Origin of the sequence: Nocardiopsis dassonvillei (genome assembly GCF_964273065.1) — a bacterium.
Lineage (GTDB): Bacteria > Actinomycetota > Actinomycetes > Streptosporangiales > Streptosporangiaceae > Nocardiopsis > Nocardiopsis dassonvillei_B.
Map to the genome: position 1 here is coordinate 6,491,463 of NZ_OZ186815.1, position 18,824 is coordinate 6,510,286.

Below are 18,824 nucleotides of genomic sequence, written 5' to 3' on the forward strand. Positions count from 1 at the left end.
CCACCGCGCGGGCAGGCCGACCGCACCGCCGCGGGTCAGACGCCCAGGGCGTCGAACAGGTGGAGCCAGATCTCGCTGCGGGTCGGGAACGCCGGGACGGCGTGCCGGAGCCTGCCGACCGGCACCCCGCCGACGATCGCGATCGTCGCCGCCTGGAGCATGTCGGCGACGCCCGTCCCGGTGATGGTGGCGCCCACCAGCACGTTCCGCTCCTCGTCGACGACGAACCGGGCCGTGCCGCGCCCGCCGCCGGTGAACGCCCCGCCCGCGTTCCCGTCGGTCGGGACGTCCACCGCCCGCACGCGCAGGCCCGCCTCCCGGGCGGCGGCCACCGTGTACCCGACCGAGGCCACCTGGGGCTCGGTGAAGATCACCCGCGGCGCGCCCGGGCCGTCCGCCGGGTGCTCCAGCGCGATGTCCGAGCCCAGGACGTCGGCGGTCGCGATCGCCGCCTGGTACTTGGCCATGTGCGTGAACAGGGCGCGCCCGTTGAGGTCGCCGATCACGTACAGCCAGTCCAGCCCGGGCACCCGCATCCGCTCGTCGACCTTGACGAACCCGTCGGTCTCCACCCCGACCTCCGCCAGCCCCAGCTCGGCGCTCTGCGGTACGCGTCCGGCCGCCACCAGCACCTCGTCCGCCTCCAGGGCCGTGCCGTCGTTCAGAGCGACCGTCACCCGGTCGCCGTCCCGGCGCACCGCGACCGCGCGGGGCCCGGACCGGACGTCCACTCCCTGCTCGGCCAGGGACGCGCCGACCTGCTCGCCGACGAAGTCCTCCTCCCGGGGCAGCAGCCCCCGTCCGCCCGCCACCAGTGTCACCCGGGCGCCCAGCGACCGGTACGCCTGGCTCATCTCGACGCCCACCACCCCGCCGCCGACCACGATCAGCGACCCGGGGACCTCGCGGGCGGTCGTCGCCTCCCGGTTGGTCCACGGGCGGGCGTCGGCGAGCCCGTCGATCGGCGGCAGCGCCGCCCGGGTGCCGCCCGCGAGGACCACCGCGCGCCGGGCCCGCAGCACGCTGCCGCCGACCGCCACCCGCTTCTCGCCGACCAGGCGCCCCCGGCCGCGGAAGAGGGTGATCCCGTGCTCCTCCAGCCACGGCAGCTGGCCCGCGTCGCTGAGCGAGCCGTCCTCGCCGCGCCCGCCGATGATCTCGTCGCGGCGGCGCAGCACCGCCTCCACGTCCAGCGGCCCGGTCACCGCCTCCGCTGCCCCGGGCGCCCGGCGCGCCTCGATGAGCAGCTCACCCGGGCGCAGCAGCGCTTTGGAGGGCATGCAGGCGTAGTAGGAGCATTCGCCGCCGACCTTGTCGGCCTCCACGATCGCGACGCTCAGCCCGGCGTCGGCGAGCCTTCCGGCCGCGACCTCCCCGCCCGGCCCGGCCCCTACCACCACCGCGTCGAATTCGATCTCGTCCATGCCCGTCCCGTTCGTGTTCGGCGTCGTCGTGCCCGTCGGCGGTTCCACCCTCTCACCGCGGGGCCGCTTCCGGGGAGGTGGGCGGTCGGCTTCCACCCGGCCCGCCGCGCCCCCGCCGCGGGCCGACGGCGAGGAGGGGCGGCTCCCGTCCCGTGCGGAACACCGGGCCCCGACGGGCTCCCCGGACGGCCGCGGCCCGGCCCGGCTGCTCGGCCGGGCCGATGCGCCGAACCGCCCCAGGCGGGGCCGCGCGTCGGACACCGGCGCTCAGGGGGAGGGGAGCCCGTGGGTCTCGTCCGGGCACCGCAGGAGCATGCGCGGTTCACGGGCCGGTCCGGCCGGGGCGGCCGACGGCCCGTCGGCGCGGTGCCACCGGTTCCTCGGACCGAGGCACCGGGGCCGCGCCCGCGCACCGGCACGACCGGCGCCCGGGACTTTTCCGACCGTCGAGGAGGGAACACGACGCGGCCGAGCGGTTTCACGGACATGCCGCCTGCCGGACATGATGGGGGCCGTGCCACGTGCCGGTGGCCGATCCGGTCAGAGATCTCCCGGGGCGGGAGGTCCGGACCGGGATGAGGCCTCTCCCAGGGCGGCCGTGACCACGGGGACGTCGATGGTGACCACGGCCATGCTCCACTCCTGGACTCCCGCTCGGAAGTCGATGATGCGTACGTCTCCGAGTCCGCGCTCCTGGAAGGAGGACGGCTCTCTGACGGCGACCACCTCGACCGGGGCCGGCACCGGGATGGGCGGCGCGTCAGAGCGGAACGGGCGCCATCTGCGCCATGTGAGCCGCTCGGCGGCCGCGAGGTGCATGATCAGCAGCCCCTGCCGGAAGAAGGGTCCCCGGCGCAGGTGGGCGACCGCCTGTAGGGGGTGCCCCTGGCGGAGGTCGCGCAGGTCCTGCTCGGCGACCTGCGGGTTTCCACCCTGGACGCCCCACCACCACTGCCGGGGGTCGCGGATGACGTCCGAAAGGGACCTGGTGCCCGCGGTGTTGCGCGGTCGGAGGATCATGAACCGCTTCCTGGGAGGGGCTTCGCTGTTCGGGAAAGCCTACGATCCCGCGGAGCGGGGGGAAAGCGCGCCCGGGTGTCCGATCCGTTGGAACGGGGCCGGTTCCTCCGCCCAGTGGCGGTGCCGACCTGTGTCCGCAGCGGGTGGCGGACCGGTCGGCGCCGGCCGCGTACACGCCTCGCCGGTGGTGGACGCCCTGTCGGCGGTGCGGGTCGAGCGCGGGAGCCACCGGGGCGGTGTTCCACTCCGGTCCGCCCACACGAACGCGCGGCCGGTGACACGCGCGCACATCGAAGCCGACGGAGGCGCGCGGTGTTAGTGTCTGAGGTCCGTCACCATGTGTGACTGCCTGTTCGGGTGCGGCCCGGGACGCATCATGACGCCGGGGCGCGCTCGCAGGACGCAGGAGCACAGTCGGCCGCGCACAGTATCGGTGCGCCTCCCGGGGTCCCGCCGTGTGAGGGCGGAGCCGTCCGGAGCGCCGGCCGTCCATGTCCGTGACCTCAGGGGGAGACCATGACCGCGGAAACCCGGCAACCCGACCTCATCGATGTCATCATCTCCGACCACCGCCAGGTCGAGCAGATATTCACGGAGCTGGAGAACTCTCCTTCTCCCGAAGTGCGCAAGCAGCTGACCGAACACGTGATCACCGAGCTGGTGAGGCATTCGGTCGCCGAGGAACAGCACATGTACCCGGCGGCGCGCCGGGTGCTGGACGACGGCGACCGGATCGTCGACCACGAGCTGGAGGAGCACGCCGAGGCCGAACAGGTGATGAAGGACCTGGAGGGCCTGGAGGCCGACGACCCCGAGTTCCAGCGGCTGTTGAACAAGCTGATCTCGGACATCCGCCACCACATCGACGAAGAGGAGAAGGACCTGCTGCCGCGCCTGCGTTCCGCGTGCACGCAGGAGGAGCTGCGGGACCTGGGGGCCAAGGTGGTCAAGGCCAAGGAACGGGCCCCCACGCGTCCCCACCCCAGCGCCCCGGACACCCCGCCCGCCAACAGGATCCTGGACCCGGGAGCAGGGCTCATCGACCGGATGCGGGACGCGCTCTCGGGCCGCGAGACCTGAACACCCCTCGCCCGGCGGCCCGTCCCCGGCACGGGGACGGGCCGCCGGGCGCGCGGGCCCCGGGCCCCCACCCCGTCCAGCAGGCATGGGAGCCCGGCGATCCCGGAACGTCGGCCCGGACGTCCGTGCCGGCGTGGCCCGCTTCGGCCGGGTACGGGCGGAGAGGCGCTCCCGGTGCCGGGCCGGGGCGGCCGTGTCGTCGGCCAGGGCGTTCCGGCTCCGGCGATATCCCCGGGCTCGCGTAGGGAGACTCACCGGCCCGCCGGATGGTCGGCCTCGGCAGGTCCCTGCGGCACCTGGGCGCGGATCGGCCGACATCGGGGACCGCGGCCGCGCCCCTGCGCGAGGTGCCCGCACACCAGGCGGCCCGCAGGCGTCACCGACCTGCACAGCCCGATCTCCGCGGGCCGTCCGCGCCGAGCAGCTCCGCGCACCGTTCGCACGGCATGATCCGTTGCCCCCTGTCGAGCCCCGTGAGAGAATCCGGGGCCGACGGTTCGCCTCCCTTCCTTCGCGCCTCACAACGCGGGAACGCGAATGGAAAGGGTGCGGGCCGCTGCCGTGTTCACGGTTTCCAGTGATCCACCAGATCTGCGAACGACAGGTGCCGTCCGATGCGCACAACAGGACCGGGAGAAGCCCGTATCGAGGATGCGGACAACATCCTGGTCGCGACTCCGAGCCTGTCGGACCATGACCTGGCCAGGGACTTCTTCGGCTCCGTGATCACGCCCGAGGACCTTGCCTCCGGTCCGCCCGACCTCGCGCACAAGACCGTCTACCTCTGTGGCGACGTATCCGGGATCAGCGTCCGCCGACTGCGTACGGCGGCCCGGGTGTTCGTCGTCCGGGACCTGTCGCACGGTCACCACGGGGGCGGCGACGAACCCTGGACCCCCGTCGACCCCGGCCGGGTCCCCATCCGCGTCCACGGCGCCGGCGTGTACTACCGCCGCTTCTTCGACCCCGGCGCCGATCACTTCGGGCGGATCCGTGCGGAGCACGAATTCCAGTCCCTGACCGAGTCCACAAAGCCCGGAAAGGCCCATCGCAGCGGCATCTATCTGACGCCCGTGACACGGGAGGGCGACGAACTGCATTTCCGCCTGCTCCGGTGCTCCACGAACCTCTCGGGGCCCACCGAGGATTTCCGTCCGACCGACACGGCTATCGTCGAGGCTCTGAACCGCGAGGCGGCCACCGTGTTCCGGGACCAGGCGCCGCTGAACCACGTCCTCGCGCAGATCTACCACAACACCCCTGCCGCGGCCGGGCGCAAGCAGTCCAAGGCCAGGATCTCGGCCCATGCCGACAAGACCAAGGACATGCCCGTCAACGGCATCATGGCCTTCTGCACCTTCTACGACCGGCTCGACGGGTTGCAGCCCCTGCCCGGAGACGCCTTCGACCACGGTGTGAAGAACACCAGCGGACTGACCGAACTCCGCTTCCGCCTCAAGGAGCCGACCGGGGGACGCGACGGGGCCGAGCTCCCGTCACAGTTCGCGCTGACGCTCCACCCCGGCTCCGTGTTCTTCATGCCGCTGTCCACCAACCGTCTGTACACGCACGAGATCCGGCCCTCGACGCTGGACGCCGCGCTGCTCCCGACCCGCCTGGGATACGTGGTGCGCTGTTCGGGCACCGAGGCCGTTCACAAGGACGGCCGCACGTTCCTCAAGGCGCCCGGAGGCCTGGTGGAGCTGGGGCCGCCCACACCGGCGGGTATGGACGAGCTGCGCAGGCTGTACGCCGAGGAGAACAGGACCTCGTCCTTCATCGACTACGGCGACGAATTCCTTTTCAGTATGAACACGGGAGACTATGTTGCCCCCCGAGTCCAGGATCCCGGACGAGATCATCTCGTGCCCTCTGCCGACCGATGAGGATCTCTTCGCGGAGCTGTCCGCGTCGGTCCGCTGGGAGGACGTGGGAAAGGGCCGGCGGGGCGCCGTGCTCGCCCGGACCGACGAGGCGGGCGGTGTGCCCCTCGTGCGCACCACCACCCGATACGGCGATCCGGCGCAGCGTTTCCGGCCGGTCCACGAACGGCTCGCGCACAAGGTCCGAGAAAGCGCGGGGATCCCCGTCGGTTTCAACAACGCCCTCATCGAGAGCTACACGAACGCCTACAGGACCATGGGCGGCCATTCCGACCAGGCCCTCGATCTGGCCGACGGGTCGTTCATCGCCGTTTTCTCCTGCTACCGGCATTCCGAGGAGAGTCCGCCGAGGAAGCTGGTCTTCGAGTCGAAGGTGTCCGGGGCCGAGAGGTTCGAGATCCCCCTCGCCCACAACAGTGTCGTCGCCTTCTCCGTCGACACGAACCGGCGCCTCAGGCACAGGATCGTTCTGGACGCGCCCGCCCGGACGGCGGACGACCAGTGGCTGGGTGTGACCTTCCGGACCTCGAAGACCTTCGTCCGGTTCCGCGGCGGGAGCGCATACCTCCCGCAGGGGGTTCGCCTCATGCCGGCCGACGAGGAGCAGAGGCGCGAGTTCTACCGGCTACGGCGCCGTGAGAACAACGAAACGGACTTCACCTACCCCCCGCTGGCGTACACCGTCAGTGAGAGTGATCTGGTGCCGCCCGCATGACCCCGGGGCTCTGCAGCGACCCTCCCGGTCGCATCCCGGCCGCATCCCGCTCTCCCCGTGAACCGCGACGGCCCGTCCTGGAGGCAGGTGCTCGTAGCGGCTCCGCGATCTCGTGAACCGACGCCCCTGACGGCCGGGCCCCGCACCCCCCCGGCGGGGGCCCGCCGGTCCGTTCCCGCCGGAGCGGACCGGCGGCACCGCGGCAAGGGCTGTGCCTGCGCCCACCTGCGCCGATGGCCGTACGGGCGGGGGCCGTCCACCGCCCGGTCCGTGGAGGGGTCGGTTCCCCGCACGGGGAGGCACCGGTGGCAGGTCGAGCCCACCGCGGCCCGGCCGCTCGGACACCACCGCCCGCACCGCCGCCACGACACGGCGCCGACCACTTCCCGGCTTTCACCGACCCCTGCGCGTCGATCCGCTACCGCCGCCCCGCCCCCATGGGACGGACTCCTGAAGCCGGCGCGCGCCGCCCGGCACCGGGGAGCGGACTCCCGCTCCCTCCTACGGTTCCCCCAACAGGATGCGGCCGGTGTCGCCGTCGACGGTGACGGTGGACGAGGGGGCCAGGAGAGCCGTCGCCCGTGGAACCGCGAGTACCGCGGGGATCCCGGTCTCCCTGGCGACGATGGCCGCGTGGGAGAGCACACCGCCTGTCTCGGTCACCACCCCCGAGGCGACGGTGAACAGCGGTGTCCACGCGGGGTCGGTGTGACGGCAGACGAGGATGTCCCCGGGCCCGACCCCGGAGAAGTCGGCGGGGCCGCGGACGAGGCGGACGGGCCCGGAGGCGACTCCCGGGCTCGCCGGCTCTCCGAACAGGGTTCCGGCGCCGACCGGCGCCGACGGTCCGACCGGACCGGGAGCGGGGGCCGTCACGGGCCGGGCCTGGAGCACCCAGGTCGTGTCTCCCGCGATGGCCCATTCGATGTCCCGGGGGCCGCCCAGCGCGGCGGAGACCTCCGTGCCGAGGCGGTGCAGGTCCTCGACCCGGTCGTCCGTCAGACAGAGTTCCCGCTGCCGCGCGGTCGGTACGGGGCGGGTGACGAGACGGCCTTCGCGGCGGTCGGTCCGGATGGTCTTGGACCCCGGCCGACGTTCGAGGATGCCCGAATCCCCCAGACGCCAGGAGTCCGGCGTGATCCGCCCCCCGACGACGGGTTCCCCCACACCCCACGAGGCCTCGATGACGGTCGTGCCGCCGGTGAACATGATCCCTGAGACGTCGGGGTCGACGAAGCTCTGGACGAGCACGGCCATCCCCGGTCCCGCCGGGCCCTCGGAGCCCTCCCGGCGCATCCGGTACGCGGCGGCGCGACCGGTCCACAGCGACGCCCAGCACCCGAGGATCGCCCGGCAGACCTGCTCCACCCCGCGGACGGCGAGGAAGCTGTCGTGCTGTCCCGCGGCGGACGCGGTCTCGTCGTCCTCCGCGGTGGAGGACGAGCGGACGGCCACGGCGTCGGTAGGCGCCCCGTGGGTGATGCGTGCCAGTGCCCGGCCCACGTCGTCGACGAACCGGTCCGGGAGGCGGGAGCCCAGGATCCGCGACCGGGCCTCGACGCCGTCCGGGGGGAGGGCGTCGAGACCGAGGCCGGCGGTCACGGCCCGGTGGACGTCCGTCGGCACGACGAAACCCGCGGGCACCCTGAACCCGGCACGGGCCAGCTCGGCCAGGGGTGCGGCCTTCCCTCCGCCGGTGGCACGGTCGGCCCCGACGAGGTCGACGGTGCTCATATCCGCCTCCCGCCCGCGAACCCCGTCCACCGCAGCCCGGCGGGCAGGTGCGACATGTCGTTGAACATCACGACGTTCGGCGCCTCGCCGCCGTCGAACTCGATCACGGTGAGGGACGTGTTGGCGACACCGGCCAGGGGCATCCACCGCGCGGGCGGTGCGTCGAGCGCCTCGCGGACGAGCCAGGCGATGGGGTACGCGTGCGTCACCGCCACCTCGTGGGTCGCGCGCCGGTCGCGGCCGCCGGGTCTGCCGAACCGTGCCGCCGAGGCGTCCGCGGTCCTTCGTCCCGCGTCCGCTTCGCGGCGGTCGTAACCGTCGAAGAACCCCGTCCACGAGGGCGGGATGTCCTCAGGTTCGGGGACGAACGGAACGTTGTCCACGAGTTCCCCCGCCTCGTCGACCAGGACGCGCGGCAACTCCGCGGCGATGAGCCGGGCGCTCTCCGCCGCACGGGGCAGCGGGGAGTGCCAGACGACGTCGATGGGCTCCCGGGCCAGCCGCCGGCCGACCAGGCGGGACTGCTCCCGGCCGTCGTCGGTCAGCCGTCCCAGCGCGTCGGCCGCCCCGTGGCGCACGAGGTAGAGCGTGCGTCGGGCCATGGTTCACCTTCCCCTCTCGTGCGGCTCCGAGGAGCGGTCGCGGCCGAGGCTGGAGAGCAGGTCCTCATGGAGTTCCGCCCAGACGGTGTGGCAGGAGAGGATGCCGACACCGGCTATCCACCGGTGGTCGCCCGACCGGGCCTTCTCCAGGGCCGCCGAGAACTGGCGGGGGTAGCGGCCGAACCTCTCGAGCCGCTCGGTCGGCCCGGCCATGAGACCGCGGAGGACGTCGGCCGTTCCGGTGAGTTCCCGCAGGAGCCCGGTGCTCATTTCGGCGTGGCCCGAGGACGGTGCGAGCTGCCACTCCGTGACCATTCGCACGAAGCGGGAGTTGACGGGCTCGAAGTCCTCGGACGCCGCCTCCAGAACGGGACGCGCCCCGGAAGCCTCGAGTTCGTGCCGCAGCAGTTCCGCGTTCCGTGCCTTCCCCGCCTCGGTCAGGATCCAGCCGGCGGAGTCGGCGAAGGCGATGTGCTCGACCAGCTTCCGGCCTTCGAGGGCGCGGAGCGTTCCGAGGACGGTGTCCCCCGCAAGTCCCGCCCGGTCGGCGACGGCCTCGACGCCGGCGAACCCGGCGAGGCGGACCGTGTGAAGGACCAGCAGCTCCGGTCGCGACCGCCGGGTCGCCTCCGCCGCGGCCCGGGCCGGGGGAGACGAGCCGTCCGGGCGCACGCCGTCCTGTCGCCGTCCGGCGTGCCGGTCGTCGGGGTGCCCGGCGGTCATTCCGCCCGCTCCGGAAGGCCGTCGTCCCGGGTGCGGGCCGACACACGCTGAAAGCGCTGCTGCGCGGCCTGGGGGGACCTGACCCCCAGTTGCTTCGCGATGTCGGGCCAGGTCAGTCCCTCCGCCCGTGCGATCAGCATCAGCCCCGCCTCGAGTGCGTCCAGCTCTCCCCGGGCCGACTCGAGGAGCCGCAGCGCGGCGCGGAGGTCGTCGTGGTCCGCCTCCCCGACGGCCGAGTTCGCCCGCCACAGGGCGAACCTGAGCAGGGTGGCGTCGTCGGGCATGCCCTGGGGCGCCCAGGGGAGTCGGGGCAGTCGGTCGGCGCCGGACTCGAGCAGCCGGCGCCGCGCCGAGCCCACCTCGTTCATCTCGTCGGACTCGTTCGGGATATCAGGGGCCATGCGGCGATCGTGCCAGCATCAACAACAAGTTGTCAACAAAAAGTTGGCACTCGGGGCTTCGTCGGCCGGGGGAGCCCTGGCCGACGCTCCCCCCGGGGCACCCGCGGGCCGGGAACCCGTCCACGGGGCGGGGCCGGGTCCCCGGCGTCCCGTCGAGTGTCCGTCGCGGACTTCCTCCGGGATCCCCGTGGCCCCCACCCACCGCTTCCCCGGGCCCGACGCCCGGGTACCGCGGGCGCGCACCCCGCCGAGCACACCGGTGGCCGGCTCCGCCCGGGGAAGACCCCCGGCGCGGCCTCCGCCGCGACCCACCCGGTGCCGCGCCGCACCGGGGGCGGGAGCATCCGCGGGGAGCCCATCAGGGTGCCCACCGCGCGGCGCGAACGGAGCACAGGCCGTGGACGGGCGGCGTCCGACGGCGCCCTGCGGGATCCTCGCATCCGCCGCCCGCGGGTCCCAGCGCCGCGGGCGGTCCTCGGTCCGCCCCTGCTCCCGCACGGTCGCGGCCCGCTCCGGCCCGGAGGAAACGGGGGAGTCCCCCCTTCCGGGACGGGCTGCGCGGCTCCTGGCCCGCCCGTCCCGGAAGGGTCACCCGCGGCCTGCGCCCAGGGTCCGTCCGATAACCCGGATGCCCTCCTCCATGGCCCGTTCCATCACGGATGACAGATCGTCCGGGAGCATGTCGCGGGTCCAGACGAGACGGCAGCGCCCCTCGCCCTCCGGAACCACCTCCATCGAAGCGTTGTCGTGGACAAGGCCGTCGAGGCCGCCCACCACGGCATAGACGATCCGGCGGGACTCCCCGTCCGAGGCGACGAACCTCTCACGGACCACCGTGCCGTCGGCGAAAGCGACCACACGGGTCCCCTCTCCGTCGAGACGGGATCCGGTGACGAAGCCCGGTGCCATGCGGTGGGGACCCGAGGCGAAGTCGGAGACCACCGACCACACCTCCTCCGCCGTGGCGTTGATGGTCAACTCCTCGCGCACAGAGGCCACGGGCCCCTCCCCTCGTCCGTCCGGTCCCGGCCGCGGAGCCGCTTCACTCCGATGCCATCAGGCAGAAGACGTGTCCCTCAGGGTCGGCGAGGACGGTCCACTCGTCCTTCCCCGGCTGGAACTGCGGCTTCGTCGCGCCGAGTTCCAGCAGCTCCTGCACCGCCCGCTCCACGTCGGGCACGGTGAAGTCCAGGTGGGTGCGCGCGGAGTCGGCGGGCCAGTCGGCGGCCCGGTACCCGGCGACGCGCTGGAAACCGAGGCGGACCGAACCGCCGTCGTCCAGTGCGGCGGAGTCGCCGGTACCGGTGAGCTTCCAACCGGTGAGCACCCGGTAGAACTCCGCGAGTGCGACGGGGTCGGCGCAGTCGAGGACGATCCCGGCCGACACGGCTTTCGTTGACATACCGATCTCTCCTTCTCAGAGGGTGTGACGGGTCCAGACTGCCCGGGGGAGCACGCCTCGTCTTGAAGATCCTTGCGGCGCCGGACCGGGTCCCGCCCGTGTCACAGGCCGGGGCTAACGTGGGCGGACATGATCGAGTCCACGGGGATCGCTTCCTGCGACGACTTCTCCGTCACCGCGGTGACGTGCCGAAACGACCACAGGCGCTGGTCGGAGCCGGAGGTCCGGGACGGCTACAGCATGGTCCTGGTGCGCCGGGGCCGGTTCCGCCGCAGCGGCGCCGGGGCGGACGCCGACCTCGATCCGACCCTGGCGTACCTGTCGGAGCCCGGCGTGGAGGAGCGCTTCGCCCACCCCCACGGAGGGGACGTGTGCACCTCCATCGATTTCTCCCCGCGGCTGTGGCGGAGCATGACGGAGGGGCGGCCGCTCGACCCCGCCGGAGGCCCCGCCGTCCACGTCGACGCCCGCATCGACCTGGCGCACCGCCGCGCCCTCGCCGCCTCGTCGGACGTCGGCTACGCCATGGCGGAGGAACTGGTCCGGTTGCTCAGGGCCGTCGTGGAGCAGGTGGCGGCGGCGCCTCCGCCTCCGTCCCCGTCGGCCGGGGACCGTGCGCTCCTGGCGGAGGCGCGCGAGGCCATCGGCGCGGACCACCCGGCCTCGACCACGCTGATCTCGCTCGCCGAACTCCTCGACGTCTCGCCCTACCGGCTCAGCCGGACCTTCACCCGCGGGACGGGGGTGTCACTGACCCGCTACCGGAACCGCGTCCGCGTGAGCCGGGCCCTGGACCGCCTGGAGGAGGGGGAGGAGAGCCTTGCCGTGCTCGCCGCCGACCTTGGGTTCGCGGACCAGGCACATCTGTGCCGGACCGTCCGGGACCACCTCGGACACACCCCGACCGCGCTCCGTGCCCTCCTCGCCCGGGGCCGGACAGCCGAGGGGCAGGACCGGTGACCGGCCGTGGACCCGCCCGGGTGGCCGCGACCGCGACTCCGCCATAGGGGCACCGACCGGGCCCGCAGGACCTCGTTCCCGCGCCTCGGTGTGCCGGCGTTCACCCTGGGCGATGACCGGGGAGTACCGCCGTCACCCGGTGGGGCCGGTAGCGGCGGAGCGCACGGTCCGCCCTCGCCCCTCTGGAGCCTCCCGTTCCTCATGCCTCCCCGACGTGGTGATGCCGAGCGGTCGGCCGGCCCGCATCATCGCCTCCGCCGCCCCGGGCCGGCTGCCGACGGGCGGCCGACCACGCCAGGGCGCTCCGTCACCCACTGTCGCGGGATTACCGCGAACCCGACCCGGCCGGGGTCTTCCCGGTCTCGCTCTGGTCGGACACGTCACCAACGGTCGGTCCGGGCCCGCCATGGAGTTGTGCGCCTTCCTCGCCGATCCCGCACCCGGGAAGAACATGCTGATCACGCCTGTCTCGCCGCGTGAGCACACGATCTGTCAGGGCGTGGCGACCTTCGAGCACCTCACCAAGGAGTACGCCGAGTCGCGCTCCGGTGGCTCGATCCGAGAACAGGTGAGGAGCAAACTCGGCAAGGACGCTGTCCACCTCACCGGTTGACCGACGCTCCGAACCCCAGGGGCTTGCTGCGGCCCCTCCTCCGGGCGAGGAGCGTCGGCGGGGAGCACGTCCACGGGTGCCGGGCGACCGGCGGGCGGACGGCTGCCCGGCCCCGGCCCGCACTCCCTGTTCGCCGGGGTGCGGGCCGTTTCGTGTCGGGCCTCGCCCTCCATCTCGAGGGCCTGCCGCAACCGGCCTCCGCCGACGGCGACCGCCCGGACACGTGAAGCCCACAGCTCCTGTCCGCCTCCGCCCGGCAGGAACACCGGCGGCTGTACGGGCTTGCGCAGACCAGCTGCGCCGCGCCGGGAAAGCTGCGAAGCTCACCCGGTATGGAGCACACCCCTGAGCCCCGGATCGGGGACGCCTTCGGACGCACCCTCCAGCGCTGCTGGGCCGCCGGCGCCGTACCGGGCGCGGCCTCGGAGGTCATCGAGCGCGAGGACGGCCACATCAGCGCCGCGGACGCGGCCCGCTACTTCACCCCCGCCGAGGAGCTGTCCGACCTGGACCGCGCCGCCCTGGAGGTCGCTCGCGGCCGCATCCTGGACGTCGGCGCCGGGGCGGGCCGCCACGTTCTGGCTCTCCAGGCGCAGGACAGGGACGTGGTCGGGATCGACCCCTCCCCGGGAGCCGTCGAGGTCGCCCGCCGGCGCGGGGCCAGGGCACGGCTCGGATCCGTCGCCCGCCCACCCGCGGGGATCGGTAGGTTCGACTCCCTCCTCCTGCTGGGCAACAACCTGGGCCTCCTCCAGGGGGAGGAGGCGGCCCCGCAGGTGCTGGAACAGCTGGCGTCCCTGGCCCGGCCCGGGGCTCTGCTGGTCGGCACCGGCATGGACCCGGACAGCCCCGACCCCGAGCACACCGCCTACCACGACCACAACCGGGCTCGGGGGCGGCTGCCCGGGCAGATCCGTATGCGGGTCCGAAGCGGCACCCTGGCCACCGGCTGGTTCGACTACCTGCTGGCGGGTGTGGCGGACCTCGAACGGCTCGTCCGCCCCTCCCCGTGGCGGCTGGAGACCGTCCACGAGCAGGGCCGCGACCACCTGGCCGTGCTGCGCCTCACCGGGTGAACCACCCGAGTCCACCACCTGGAGGGGGTCGGGCGGGGCACGGACCCGGGTCGGCCGCGGGAGCCGCCACAGTGCCCGCACGCCATGGGTGAGCGGGCTCCGCGGTCGGTGCACCGCCACCGGCCCGACTCCGGATCCCGGTGGTGCCGGTCGCCGTCTGCGTCGACGTCGCGGCCGCACCCGATGCACGCCCGGTCCGGGGCGTCGGTGCCCACCAGGGCGCGGGGGTGTTCGGGCACCGACCGGTGCAGCTCCCGCACCGCGGTGGTCCCGGCTTTCCGGGCCGTGGACCGACGGGAGCGGTCGGCCCCGGGCCGCGCGGTGGACAGGGCCCCTTCGGCCCGGCGGGCACGCTGCCCGGTTCCTCCGGCGCACCGGCGGGGGCGCGCACCCCGGCGGGAGGCGCGGTCGCTGGAGTCGGCGGCCGGTGACCCCCCGCCCGAGAGCGCCCACCCGCGCGCCATCGCCGCGGTCCGCCCCTGCTCGTGGTCGGCGGGCCGGACGCCGTTCCCGAGGCCGCGGCCGGGCGCTGGAGACGGGCGCGGACCCGGAGCCGGTGCGGGTGCGCTGTTGCTCTCCGACCTCGCCCGTGAAGCGGGCAGGGGTCGGCGGCGCTACCACGCGCGAGCCGTGCCCACGGGTGGAGACGGCCCGCTCCTCTCCGGCCCGTGCCACCGCCTCCGTGCCGGTGACCGTACACCGGCACGCCGGGGAGCCGGAGCGCCGACGGGGAGCCGGCCGGACGCCCGGGGCAGGCGGAGGAGGGGCCCCGCCCCCCGGCCGCCGCGCACGTCCACCGGGGGAACTCCCGCGGCGAACAGCGAACGCGCACGGCGGCCCCGGACGGCCCGCCTCGGCGCCGTGTGCACCGCACCGGCGTGTGGCTCGCACGGGGGACAGGACCCACGCGCAGATCGCCCACCCCAGGGGGCATCCGGGCGGTGTGCCGGAACCGTAACTTGCTGTTCCGTAGCGACCCCGAGGTGCGGGGCGCCCGAGCAGTGGGAGAAGAGACCATGGGACCGTCCAGCGGGCAGCAGCCCTCACCCGAACGGCAGGAGAACCCCCGGCCCCCGCAGGGAAGGGCCTCGACGGGACGGCCGCGGTCCACCTGGACACGGCTCGCGATCATGTTCCCGGTGCTCCTGGTGGTGATGATCGTCACCGCGCCCGTCAACGCCGCGGCCTCCGGGAGCCCGGTGACCGCGCTGCCGGTGGGCGTCGGCACCGCGGTGCTCGCCCTCTGGTGCTACGTCGGCCTCGTCCGGCGGCTGGAGCACCGGAGCGTGACCGAGCTCGCCCCGGCCGGAGCCGCCTCCGGGCTCGGCCGGGGGGCACTCCTCGGATTCGGGCTGTTCACGGCCACGATCCTGCTGATCGCGGCCCTGGGCGGGTACCGCGTGACCGGCTGGGGGTCCTTCGAAGGTCTGCTCATCACACTGGGGCTGATGACCTGCGTGGCGGTCGTCGAGGAGGTGCTCTTCCGCGGCGTGTTGTTCCGGCTGCTGGAGGAGAAGCTCGGCACCCTGGGATCGATCGGATGTTCCGGCCTGGTCTTCGGCCTGGTGCACGTGGTCAACCCGGACTTCACCCTGTGGGGTGCCCTGGCCATAGCCGTCGAGGCGGGGTTCATGCTCGCCGCCGCCTACGCGGCCACGCGCAGCCTGTGGCTGCCCATCGGTCTGCACCTGGCCTGGAACGTCTCCCTGGCCGGGATCTACGGAACGGGCGTCGGCGGTACCGATGTCGGTACCGGCAGCCTGATCGCGGGCGACATGAGCGGCTCGGACCTCCTGTTCGGGGGTTCCTCCGGCCCCGAGGCGAGCCCGCTGGCGGTCCTGCTGTGCAGCGCGTTCACCGTCGTCCTCCTCCTCCTGGCCAAGCGCCGGGGCCGCCTCCACCGCCGGGGGGAGGTGCCGACCGCACACTGAGCCGCGGGGCGGTCCACCGCCGACGGGGGCGGCCGACGCGGTGCGAAGGTCCGCTAGAGTCGGCCCGTGCCCGGTCCGGAAACAAGAGCGCTTCCCAGCGGGGTGACGGAGCTCCTGGGTCGGTGGAGGGCGCGGAGCGTCGCCCTGCCCGACGGCGTCCTCGCGTTCACGCTCGCAGCCCTGGCCTTCGCTCCCGGCCTCGTGGACAACGGGGTCGTGGTGGGCGAGCTCCCCCAACGGCCCCTGGACGCGGTGGGCCTCGCCCTGGTGCTGGGGCAGTGCCTGCCCCTGGTCGTGCGCCGCCTGCGCCCCCTCGCCTGCCTCGCCGCCGTGGCCCTGTGCTTCGCCGCGGTCCAGCTGTTCGCCTACCCGCCGACGTTCGCCAGCGTCGGCGTCATCGTGGCGCTCTACAGCGCCGGTGCCCACCAGAGCCGCTTCCGGCTCCCCGCGGTGGCGGCGCTGACGGTCGGCTACCTGCTGCTCGCCCTGGGACTGGCCGCACGCGGATCGTCCGAGCGGGTCGTCGACTACGCCGCCTTCTACCTCATCATGCTCGCCTGCGCCGGGAGCGGTGCGCTGATGCGCTCCTGGCGCGCGGGCGAGGCCGAACGGCACCGCCGCGGTGCCGAAGCGGCCGCCGCCCGGGAGCGCGTCAGGATCGCACGGGACCTGCACGACGTGGTCACCCACCACGTCACCGCCATGGTGGTGCAGGCCGACTCCGCCCGGTTCCTGCCCGCCGACCGGCACGCCGAGCTGATGTCCGGTATCGGTGACAGCGGGCGCCAGGCGATGGCCGACCTGCGCCGGCTCCTGGAGGTGCTCCATGACCCCGACACCCCCCACACCCCGAACGCGGTCCACGGACCCCCCGCCCACCCGGCGGGAGGGGCCCCCGACCCGGCCGCGGACCAGATGGGAGACCTGGTCGAGCGGGTCCGCAGGAGCGGTCAACCGGTCGAACTGAGCGTGCGGGGCGAGCGGCCCGCCATGGACCCCGGGACCGGCCTGACCGTCCACCGCGTGGTCCAGGAAGCCCTGACGAACGCGGTCAAGCACGCGCACGGCCGGCCGACCCGGGTCCTCGTCGACTACGACAGGGACCGCATCGACGTCCAGGTGACCACCGGGGGTCCCGGGACCCCTGTGCCGGACCTGCCCTCCGGCGGGCACGGTCTCATCGGGCTCGGCGAGCGCGTGCGGGCGTCCGGCGGCGAGTTCACGGCGGGCGTGCTCCCCCGGGGCGGTTTCGTGGTGCGTGCCCGTCTGCCGCTGGGGGGTGTCCGATGACGGACCCGTCCGCGCCCGTCCGGATCCTGGTCTGCGACGACCAGGCGCTGGTGCGTACCGGGTACGCGGCCATCTTCGACGCCCAACCCGGGCTGCGGGTGGTCGGTCAGGCGGGGGACGGCCGGGCGGCGGTGGAGGCGGCGGCTCGGCTGCGCCCCGACGTGGTGATCATGGACGTGCGGATGCCCGTGCTCGACGGGATCGAGGCCACCCGGCGGCTGGCCGGACCGGAGGCGGTCGGCTCCCCCCGGGTCCTGGTGGTGACCACCTTCAACCTGGACGACTACGTCTACCGGGCACTGAGGGCCGGGGCGAGCGGATTCCTGCTCAAGGACGCCACCCCCGAGGCGCTGGTGGCCGGCGTGCGTACCGTCGCCCGGGGTGAGGCCCTGCTCGACCCGGCCGTCACCCACCGGCTCATCGGCCGCTTCGCGGAGCGACTGCTGCCCGGTGACGCGCGCCCGGAGGCGGCGCAGGCGCTGGACAGGCTCTCACCCCGCGAGCTGGAGGTGCTGGGCCTGCTCGCCGAGGGGTTGTCGAACGCCGAGATCGCCGCCCGGATGGTGCTGAAGCCCGAAACGGTCAAGACCTACGTCTCCCGTATCTTCACCAAGCTCGACCTGCGGGACCGGGTCCACGCGGTCATCCTCGCCTACCGGACGGGGCTGGTGCGCCCGACGGGCTGACACAGCACGGCCGCCGGCCGTGTTCCCGGCCGGTGTGCGCCACCCTCCGGCCCGCCTGCGCGCTCCGCCCGGGCGGAGCCGGAGACCTCGTCGACTCCGCCGGCCGCGGTGCGGCCCTCGGTGCCGCCCGCGCCGGGCCGGGCGGGCACCCGAGCGGTGCCGGCCCCCGGCTCCGAGAAGGCCCGGCCGCCCGGACGAGTGATGACGGCCAGGGCCGCCGGTCGTCCCGCGCTGCGGCCGGTGAGCTCGGCCCGGTGAACATTCCGCTGATGTTCTCCGCCACCGCCGCCTCCGCGATCACCGGTTCCCCGGAGGCGGCGGTGGGGCGTGACGGAGGTCCCCGTACCCGGGGATGGGGGTCATTCCGCCCCCGAGGAGGTATCAGCCCGAGCTGCGCGGACGAGCGATCCGGATGGCAGCGGACGCCCGCCGCCGCTGCTCTCCCCGGGGTCTCCAGGTGCTCACCAGGGCAGTTCCCCGTTCTCGTCCTGGAAGGTCCCCGTCGGGCCGTCCGCGTCGAGGGTCGCCAACCGCACGACGACCTCGGCGCTCTCCCCGGGCGGCCTCCCGATCCCGAAAGCCGCGGTCATGTCCGTGGCGGTGGTGCCCGGCTCCAGCGCGTTGAACTTGATGCCCGGGTGGGCCTTGGCGTACTGGACCGTCAGCATGGTGGCCGCGGCCTTGGACGCGGAGTAGAGCGCGGCCGACAGGTGGAACTCGGGCCTTGCGGGGTCGGTCACCGCCCAGAACGACCCGGCGCTGCTCGACACGGTGACGACGGTGGGGTTGTCGGATTTGCGCAGCAGGGGCAGTGCCGCCTCCGTGACCCGCACGACCCCCACCGCGTTCGTGTCGAAGGAGCGCAGGGCCGAGGGGCCGTCGATCTCTCCGGACGCCAGGATGCCCGCGTTGTTCACCAGGACGTCGAGCCGGCCCTCGGCCGCACCGACCTCCGCCAGCGCGCTCTTCACCGACGCGTCGTCGGTCACGTCGAGTCGCACGAACCGTGCGCCGATCTCCGCTGCGGCCTTCTCGCCCCGCTCGGTGTCGCGCGCACCGAGGTAGACGACGTGGCCCAGCGCCAGAAGCCGCTTCGCGGTCTCGAAACCGATGCCCTTGTTGGCCCCGGTGATCAGCGTGATGGTCATGGATCTCCTCCTGGGACAGGCGGCCCGAACGGGCCTTCGGCCACGCTAGGAGGGGCCGTGCCCCCGGCCCAGAGCCCTGCCGAGCCGGGGGTGCGACAGGGCCCCCTCTGTCCGCCCCGCCGAGATCTAGGCTGAT

At 74.0% G+C, this 18,824-nt stretch carries 17 protein-coding genes; 8 read left to right on the forward strand and 9 right to left on the reverse strand.

The features are described 5' to 3' along the window. Positions 1 to 35 precede the first annotated feature (35 nt). Both ACSUPR_RS28795 and ACSUPR_RS28800 read right to left on the reverse strand, forming a co-directional pair. On the reverse strand, positions 36 to 1,424 hold the full coding sequence (locus ACSUPR_RS28795) for a dihydrolipoyl dehydrogenase family protein (protein WP_436888177.1): 1,389 nt from the start codon (positions 1,422 to 1,424) through the stop codon (positions 36 to 38). A gap of 540 nt (positions 1,425 to 1,964) precedes the next feature. Beyond that, complete coding sequence (locus tag ACSUPR_RS28800; protein WP_436888179.1) at positions 1,965 to 2,444, reverse strand: hypothetical protein; 480 nt, start codon at positions 2,442 to 2,444, stop codon at positions 1,965 to 1,967. 516 nt (positions 2,445 to 2,960) lie between these two features. Between ACSUPR_RS28800 and ACSUPR_RS28805 the strand changes: the two genes are divergently transcribed. The 3 genes from ACSUPR_RS28805 to ACSUPR_RS28815 all read left to right on the forward strand — a co-directional run bounded on the left by ACSUPR_RS28805 (position 2,961) and on the right by ACSUPR_RS28815 (position 6,122). Then, complete coding sequence (locus tag ACSUPR_RS28805; protein ID WP_436888180.1) at positions 2,961 to 3,524, forward strand: hemerythrin domain-containing protein; 564 nt, start codon at positions 2,961 to 2,963, stop codon at positions 3,522 to 3,524. A gap of 614 nt (positions 3,525 to 4,138) precedes the next feature. Then, on the forward strand, positions 4,139 to 5,410 hold the full coding sequence (locus ACSUPR_RS28810; protein ID WP_436888182.1) for a hypothetical protein: 1,272 nt from the start codon (positions 4,139 to 4,141) through the stop codon (positions 5,408 to 5,410). Then, positions 5,352 to 6,122 carry a hypothetical protein gene (locus ACSUPR_RS28815; protein WP_436888184.1) on the forward strand — a complete coding sequence of 257 codons (771 nt, stop codon included), beginning with the start codon at positions 5,352 to 5,354 and terminating at the stop codon, positions 6,120 to 6,122. The genes ACSUPR_RS28810 and ACSUPR_RS28815 overlap by 59 nt, the downstream gene beginning before the upstream one ends. Before the next feature lie 501 nt (positions 6,123 to 6,623). Here ACSUPR_RS28815 and ACSUPR_RS28820 read toward each other — a convergent pair. From ACSUPR_RS28820 to ACSUPR_RS28845, 6 genes are all read right to left on the reverse strand, one after another. Next, positions 6,624 to 7,856, reverse strand: a complete 1,233-nt coding sequence (locus ACSUPR_RS28820) for a PEP/pyruvate-binding domain-containing protein (RefSeq protein ID WP_436888186.1) — start codon at positions 7,854 to 7,856, stop codon at positions 6,624 to 6,626. Beyond that, positions 7,853 to 8,458 (reverse strand): histidine phosphatase family protein, encoded by a 606-nt coding sequence (locus tag ACSUPR_RS28825; protein ID WP_436888187.1) that lies wholly within the window; start codon positions 8,456 to 8,458, stop codon positions 7,853 to 7,855. The genes ACSUPR_RS28820 and ACSUPR_RS28825 overlap by 4 nt, the downstream gene beginning before the upstream one ends. Positions 8,459 to 8,461: 3 nt before the next feature. After that, positions 8,462 to 9,181: a transcriptional regulator gene (locus ACSUPR_RS28830; RefSeq protein ID WP_436888189.1), complete on the reverse strand. Its 720-nt coding sequence runs from the start codon at positions 9,179 to 9,181 to the stop codon at positions 8,462 to 8,464. After that, positions 9,178 to 9,582: a DNA-binding protein gene (locus tag ACSUPR_RS28835; protein ID WP_436888191.1), complete on the reverse strand. Its 405-nt coding sequence runs from the start codon at positions 9,580 to 9,582 to the stop codon at positions 9,178 to 9,180. Before ACSUPR_RS28835 ends, ACSUPR_RS28830 begins: the two co-directional genes overlap by 4 nt. A gap of 588 nt (positions 9,583 to 10,170) precedes the next feature. Next, positions 10,171 to 10,581, reverse strand: coding sequence for an SRPBCC family protein (locus ACSUPR_RS28840; RefSeq protein ID WP_436888193.1), 411 nt, complete (start codon positions 10,579 to 10,581; stop codon positions 10,171 to 10,173). A gap of 43 nt (positions 10,582 to 10,624) precedes the next feature. Beyond that, on the reverse strand, positions 10,625 to 10,984 hold the full coding sequence (locus tag ACSUPR_RS28845) for a VOC family protein (protein ID WP_436888194.1): 360 nt from the start codon (positions 10,982 to 10,984) through the stop codon (positions 10,625 to 10,627). A gap of 129 nt (positions 10,985 to 11,113) precedes the next feature. Between ACSUPR_RS28845 and ACSUPR_RS28850 the strand changes: the two genes are divergently transcribed. From ACSUPR_RS28850 to ACSUPR_RS28870, 5 genes are all read left to right on the forward strand, one after another. Continuing rightward, positions 11,114 to 11,944 (forward strand): helix-turn-helix domain-containing protein, encoded by an 831-nt coding sequence (locus ACSUPR_RS28850; RefSeq protein WP_436888196.1) that lies wholly within the window; start codon positions 11,114 to 11,116, stop codon positions 11,942 to 11,944. A 945-nt stretch (positions 11,945 to 12,889) separates the two neighbouring features. Then, entirely contained in the window at positions 12,890 to 13,633 is a 744-nt protein-coding gene (locus ACSUPR_RS28855) for a class I SAM-dependent methyltransferase (RefSeq protein ID WP_436888198.1), read from the forward strand. Positions 13,634 to 14,649: 1,016 nt separating this feature from the next. Then, positions 14,650 to 15,564, forward strand: a complete 915-nt coding sequence (locus ACSUPR_RS28860) for a CPBP family intramembrane glutamic endopeptidase (protein WP_436888199.1) — start codon at positions 14,650 to 14,652, stop codon at positions 15,562 to 15,564. Between the two features lie 102 nt (positions 15,565 to 15,666). Further along, positions 15,667 to 16,854 (forward strand): sensor histidine kinase, encoded by a 1,188-nt coding sequence (locus tag ACSUPR_RS28865; RefSeq protein ID WP_436888200.1) that lies wholly within the window; start codon positions 15,667 to 15,669, stop codon positions 16,852 to 16,854. After that, positions 16,851 to 17,540 (forward strand): response regulator, encoded by a 690-nt coding sequence (locus tag ACSUPR_RS28870; protein WP_436888202.1) that lies wholly within the window; start codon positions 16,851 to 16,853, stop codon positions 17,538 to 17,540. Before ACSUPR_RS28865 ends, ACSUPR_RS28870 begins: the two co-directional genes overlap by 4 nt. A gap of 461 nt (positions 17,541 to 18,001) precedes the next feature. Here ACSUPR_RS28870 and ACSUPR_RS28875 read toward each other — a convergent pair whose 3' ends face one another. Beyond that, complete coding sequence (locus ACSUPR_RS28875; RefSeq protein ID WP_436888203.1) at positions 18,002 to 18,688, reverse strand: SDR family NAD(P)-dependent oxidoreductase; 687 nt, start codon at positions 18,686 to 18,688, stop codon at positions 18,002 to 18,004. Between the last annotated feature and the right edge of the window lie 136 nt (positions 18,689 to 18,824).

What these genes read in the sequence shown, in the direction of transcription:
- ACSUPR_RS28795 (WP_436888177.1), bottom strand. Translation starts at nt 1,424, where the DNA reads ATGGACGAGATCGAATTCGACGCGGTGGTGGTAGGGGCCGGGCCGGGC.
- ACSUPR_RS28800 (WP_436888179.1), bottom strand. Translation starts at nt 2,444, where the DNA reads ATGATCCTCCGACCGCGCAACACCGCGGGCACCAGGTCCCTTTCGGAC.
- ACSUPR_RS28805 (WP_436888180.1), top strand. Translation starts at nt 2,961, where the DNA reads ATGACCGCGGAAACCCGGCAACCCGACCTCATCGATGTCATCATCTCC.
- ACSUPR_RS28810 (WP_436888182.1), top strand. Translation starts at nt 4,139, where the DNA reads ATGCGCACAACAGGACCGGGAGAAGCCCGTATCGAGGATGCGGACAAC.
- ACSUPR_RS28820 (WP_436888186.1), bottom strand. Translation starts at nt 7,856, where the DNA reads ATGAGCACCGTCGACCTCGTCGGGGCCGACCGTGCCACCGGCGGAGGG.
- ACSUPR_RS28825 (WP_436888187.1), bottom strand. Translation starts at nt 8,458, where the DNA reads ATGGCCCGACGCACGCTCTACCTCGTGCGCCACGGGGCGGCCGACGCG.
- ACSUPR_RS28830 (WP_436888189.1), bottom strand. Translation starts at nt 9,181, where the DNA reads ATGACCGCCGGGCACCCCGACGACCGGCACGCCGGACGGCGACAGGAC.
- ACSUPR_RS28835 (WP_436888191.1), bottom strand. Translation starts at nt 9,582, where the DNA reads ATGGCCCCTGATATCCCGAACGAGTCCGACGAGATGAACGAGGTGGGC.
- ACSUPR_RS28845 (WP_436888194.1), bottom strand. Translation starts at nt 10,984, where the DNA reads ATGTCAACGAAAGCCGTGTCGGCCGGGATCGTCCTCGACTGCGCCGAC.
- ACSUPR_RS28850 (WP_436888196.1), top strand. Translation starts at nt 11,114, where the DNA reads ATGATCGAGTCCACGGGGATCGCTTCCTGCGACGACTTCTCCGTCACC.
- ACSUPR_RS28855 (WP_436888198.1), top strand. Translation starts at nt 12,890, where the DNA reads ATGGAGCACACCCCTGAGCCCCGGATCGGGGACGCCTTCGGACGCACC.
- ACSUPR_RS28860 (WP_436888199.1), top strand. Translation starts at nt 14,650, where the DNA reads ATGGGACCGTCCAGCGGGCAGCAGCCCTCACCCGAACGGCAGGAGAAC.
- ACSUPR_RS28870 (WP_436888202.1), top strand. Translation starts at nt 16,851, where the DNA reads ATGACGGACCCGTCCGCGCCCGTCCGGATCCTGGTCTGCGACGACCAG.
- ACSUPR_RS28875 (WP_436888203.1), bottom strand. Translation starts at nt 18,688, where the DNA reads ATGACCATCACGCTGATCACCGGGGCCAACAAGGGCATCGGTTTCGAG.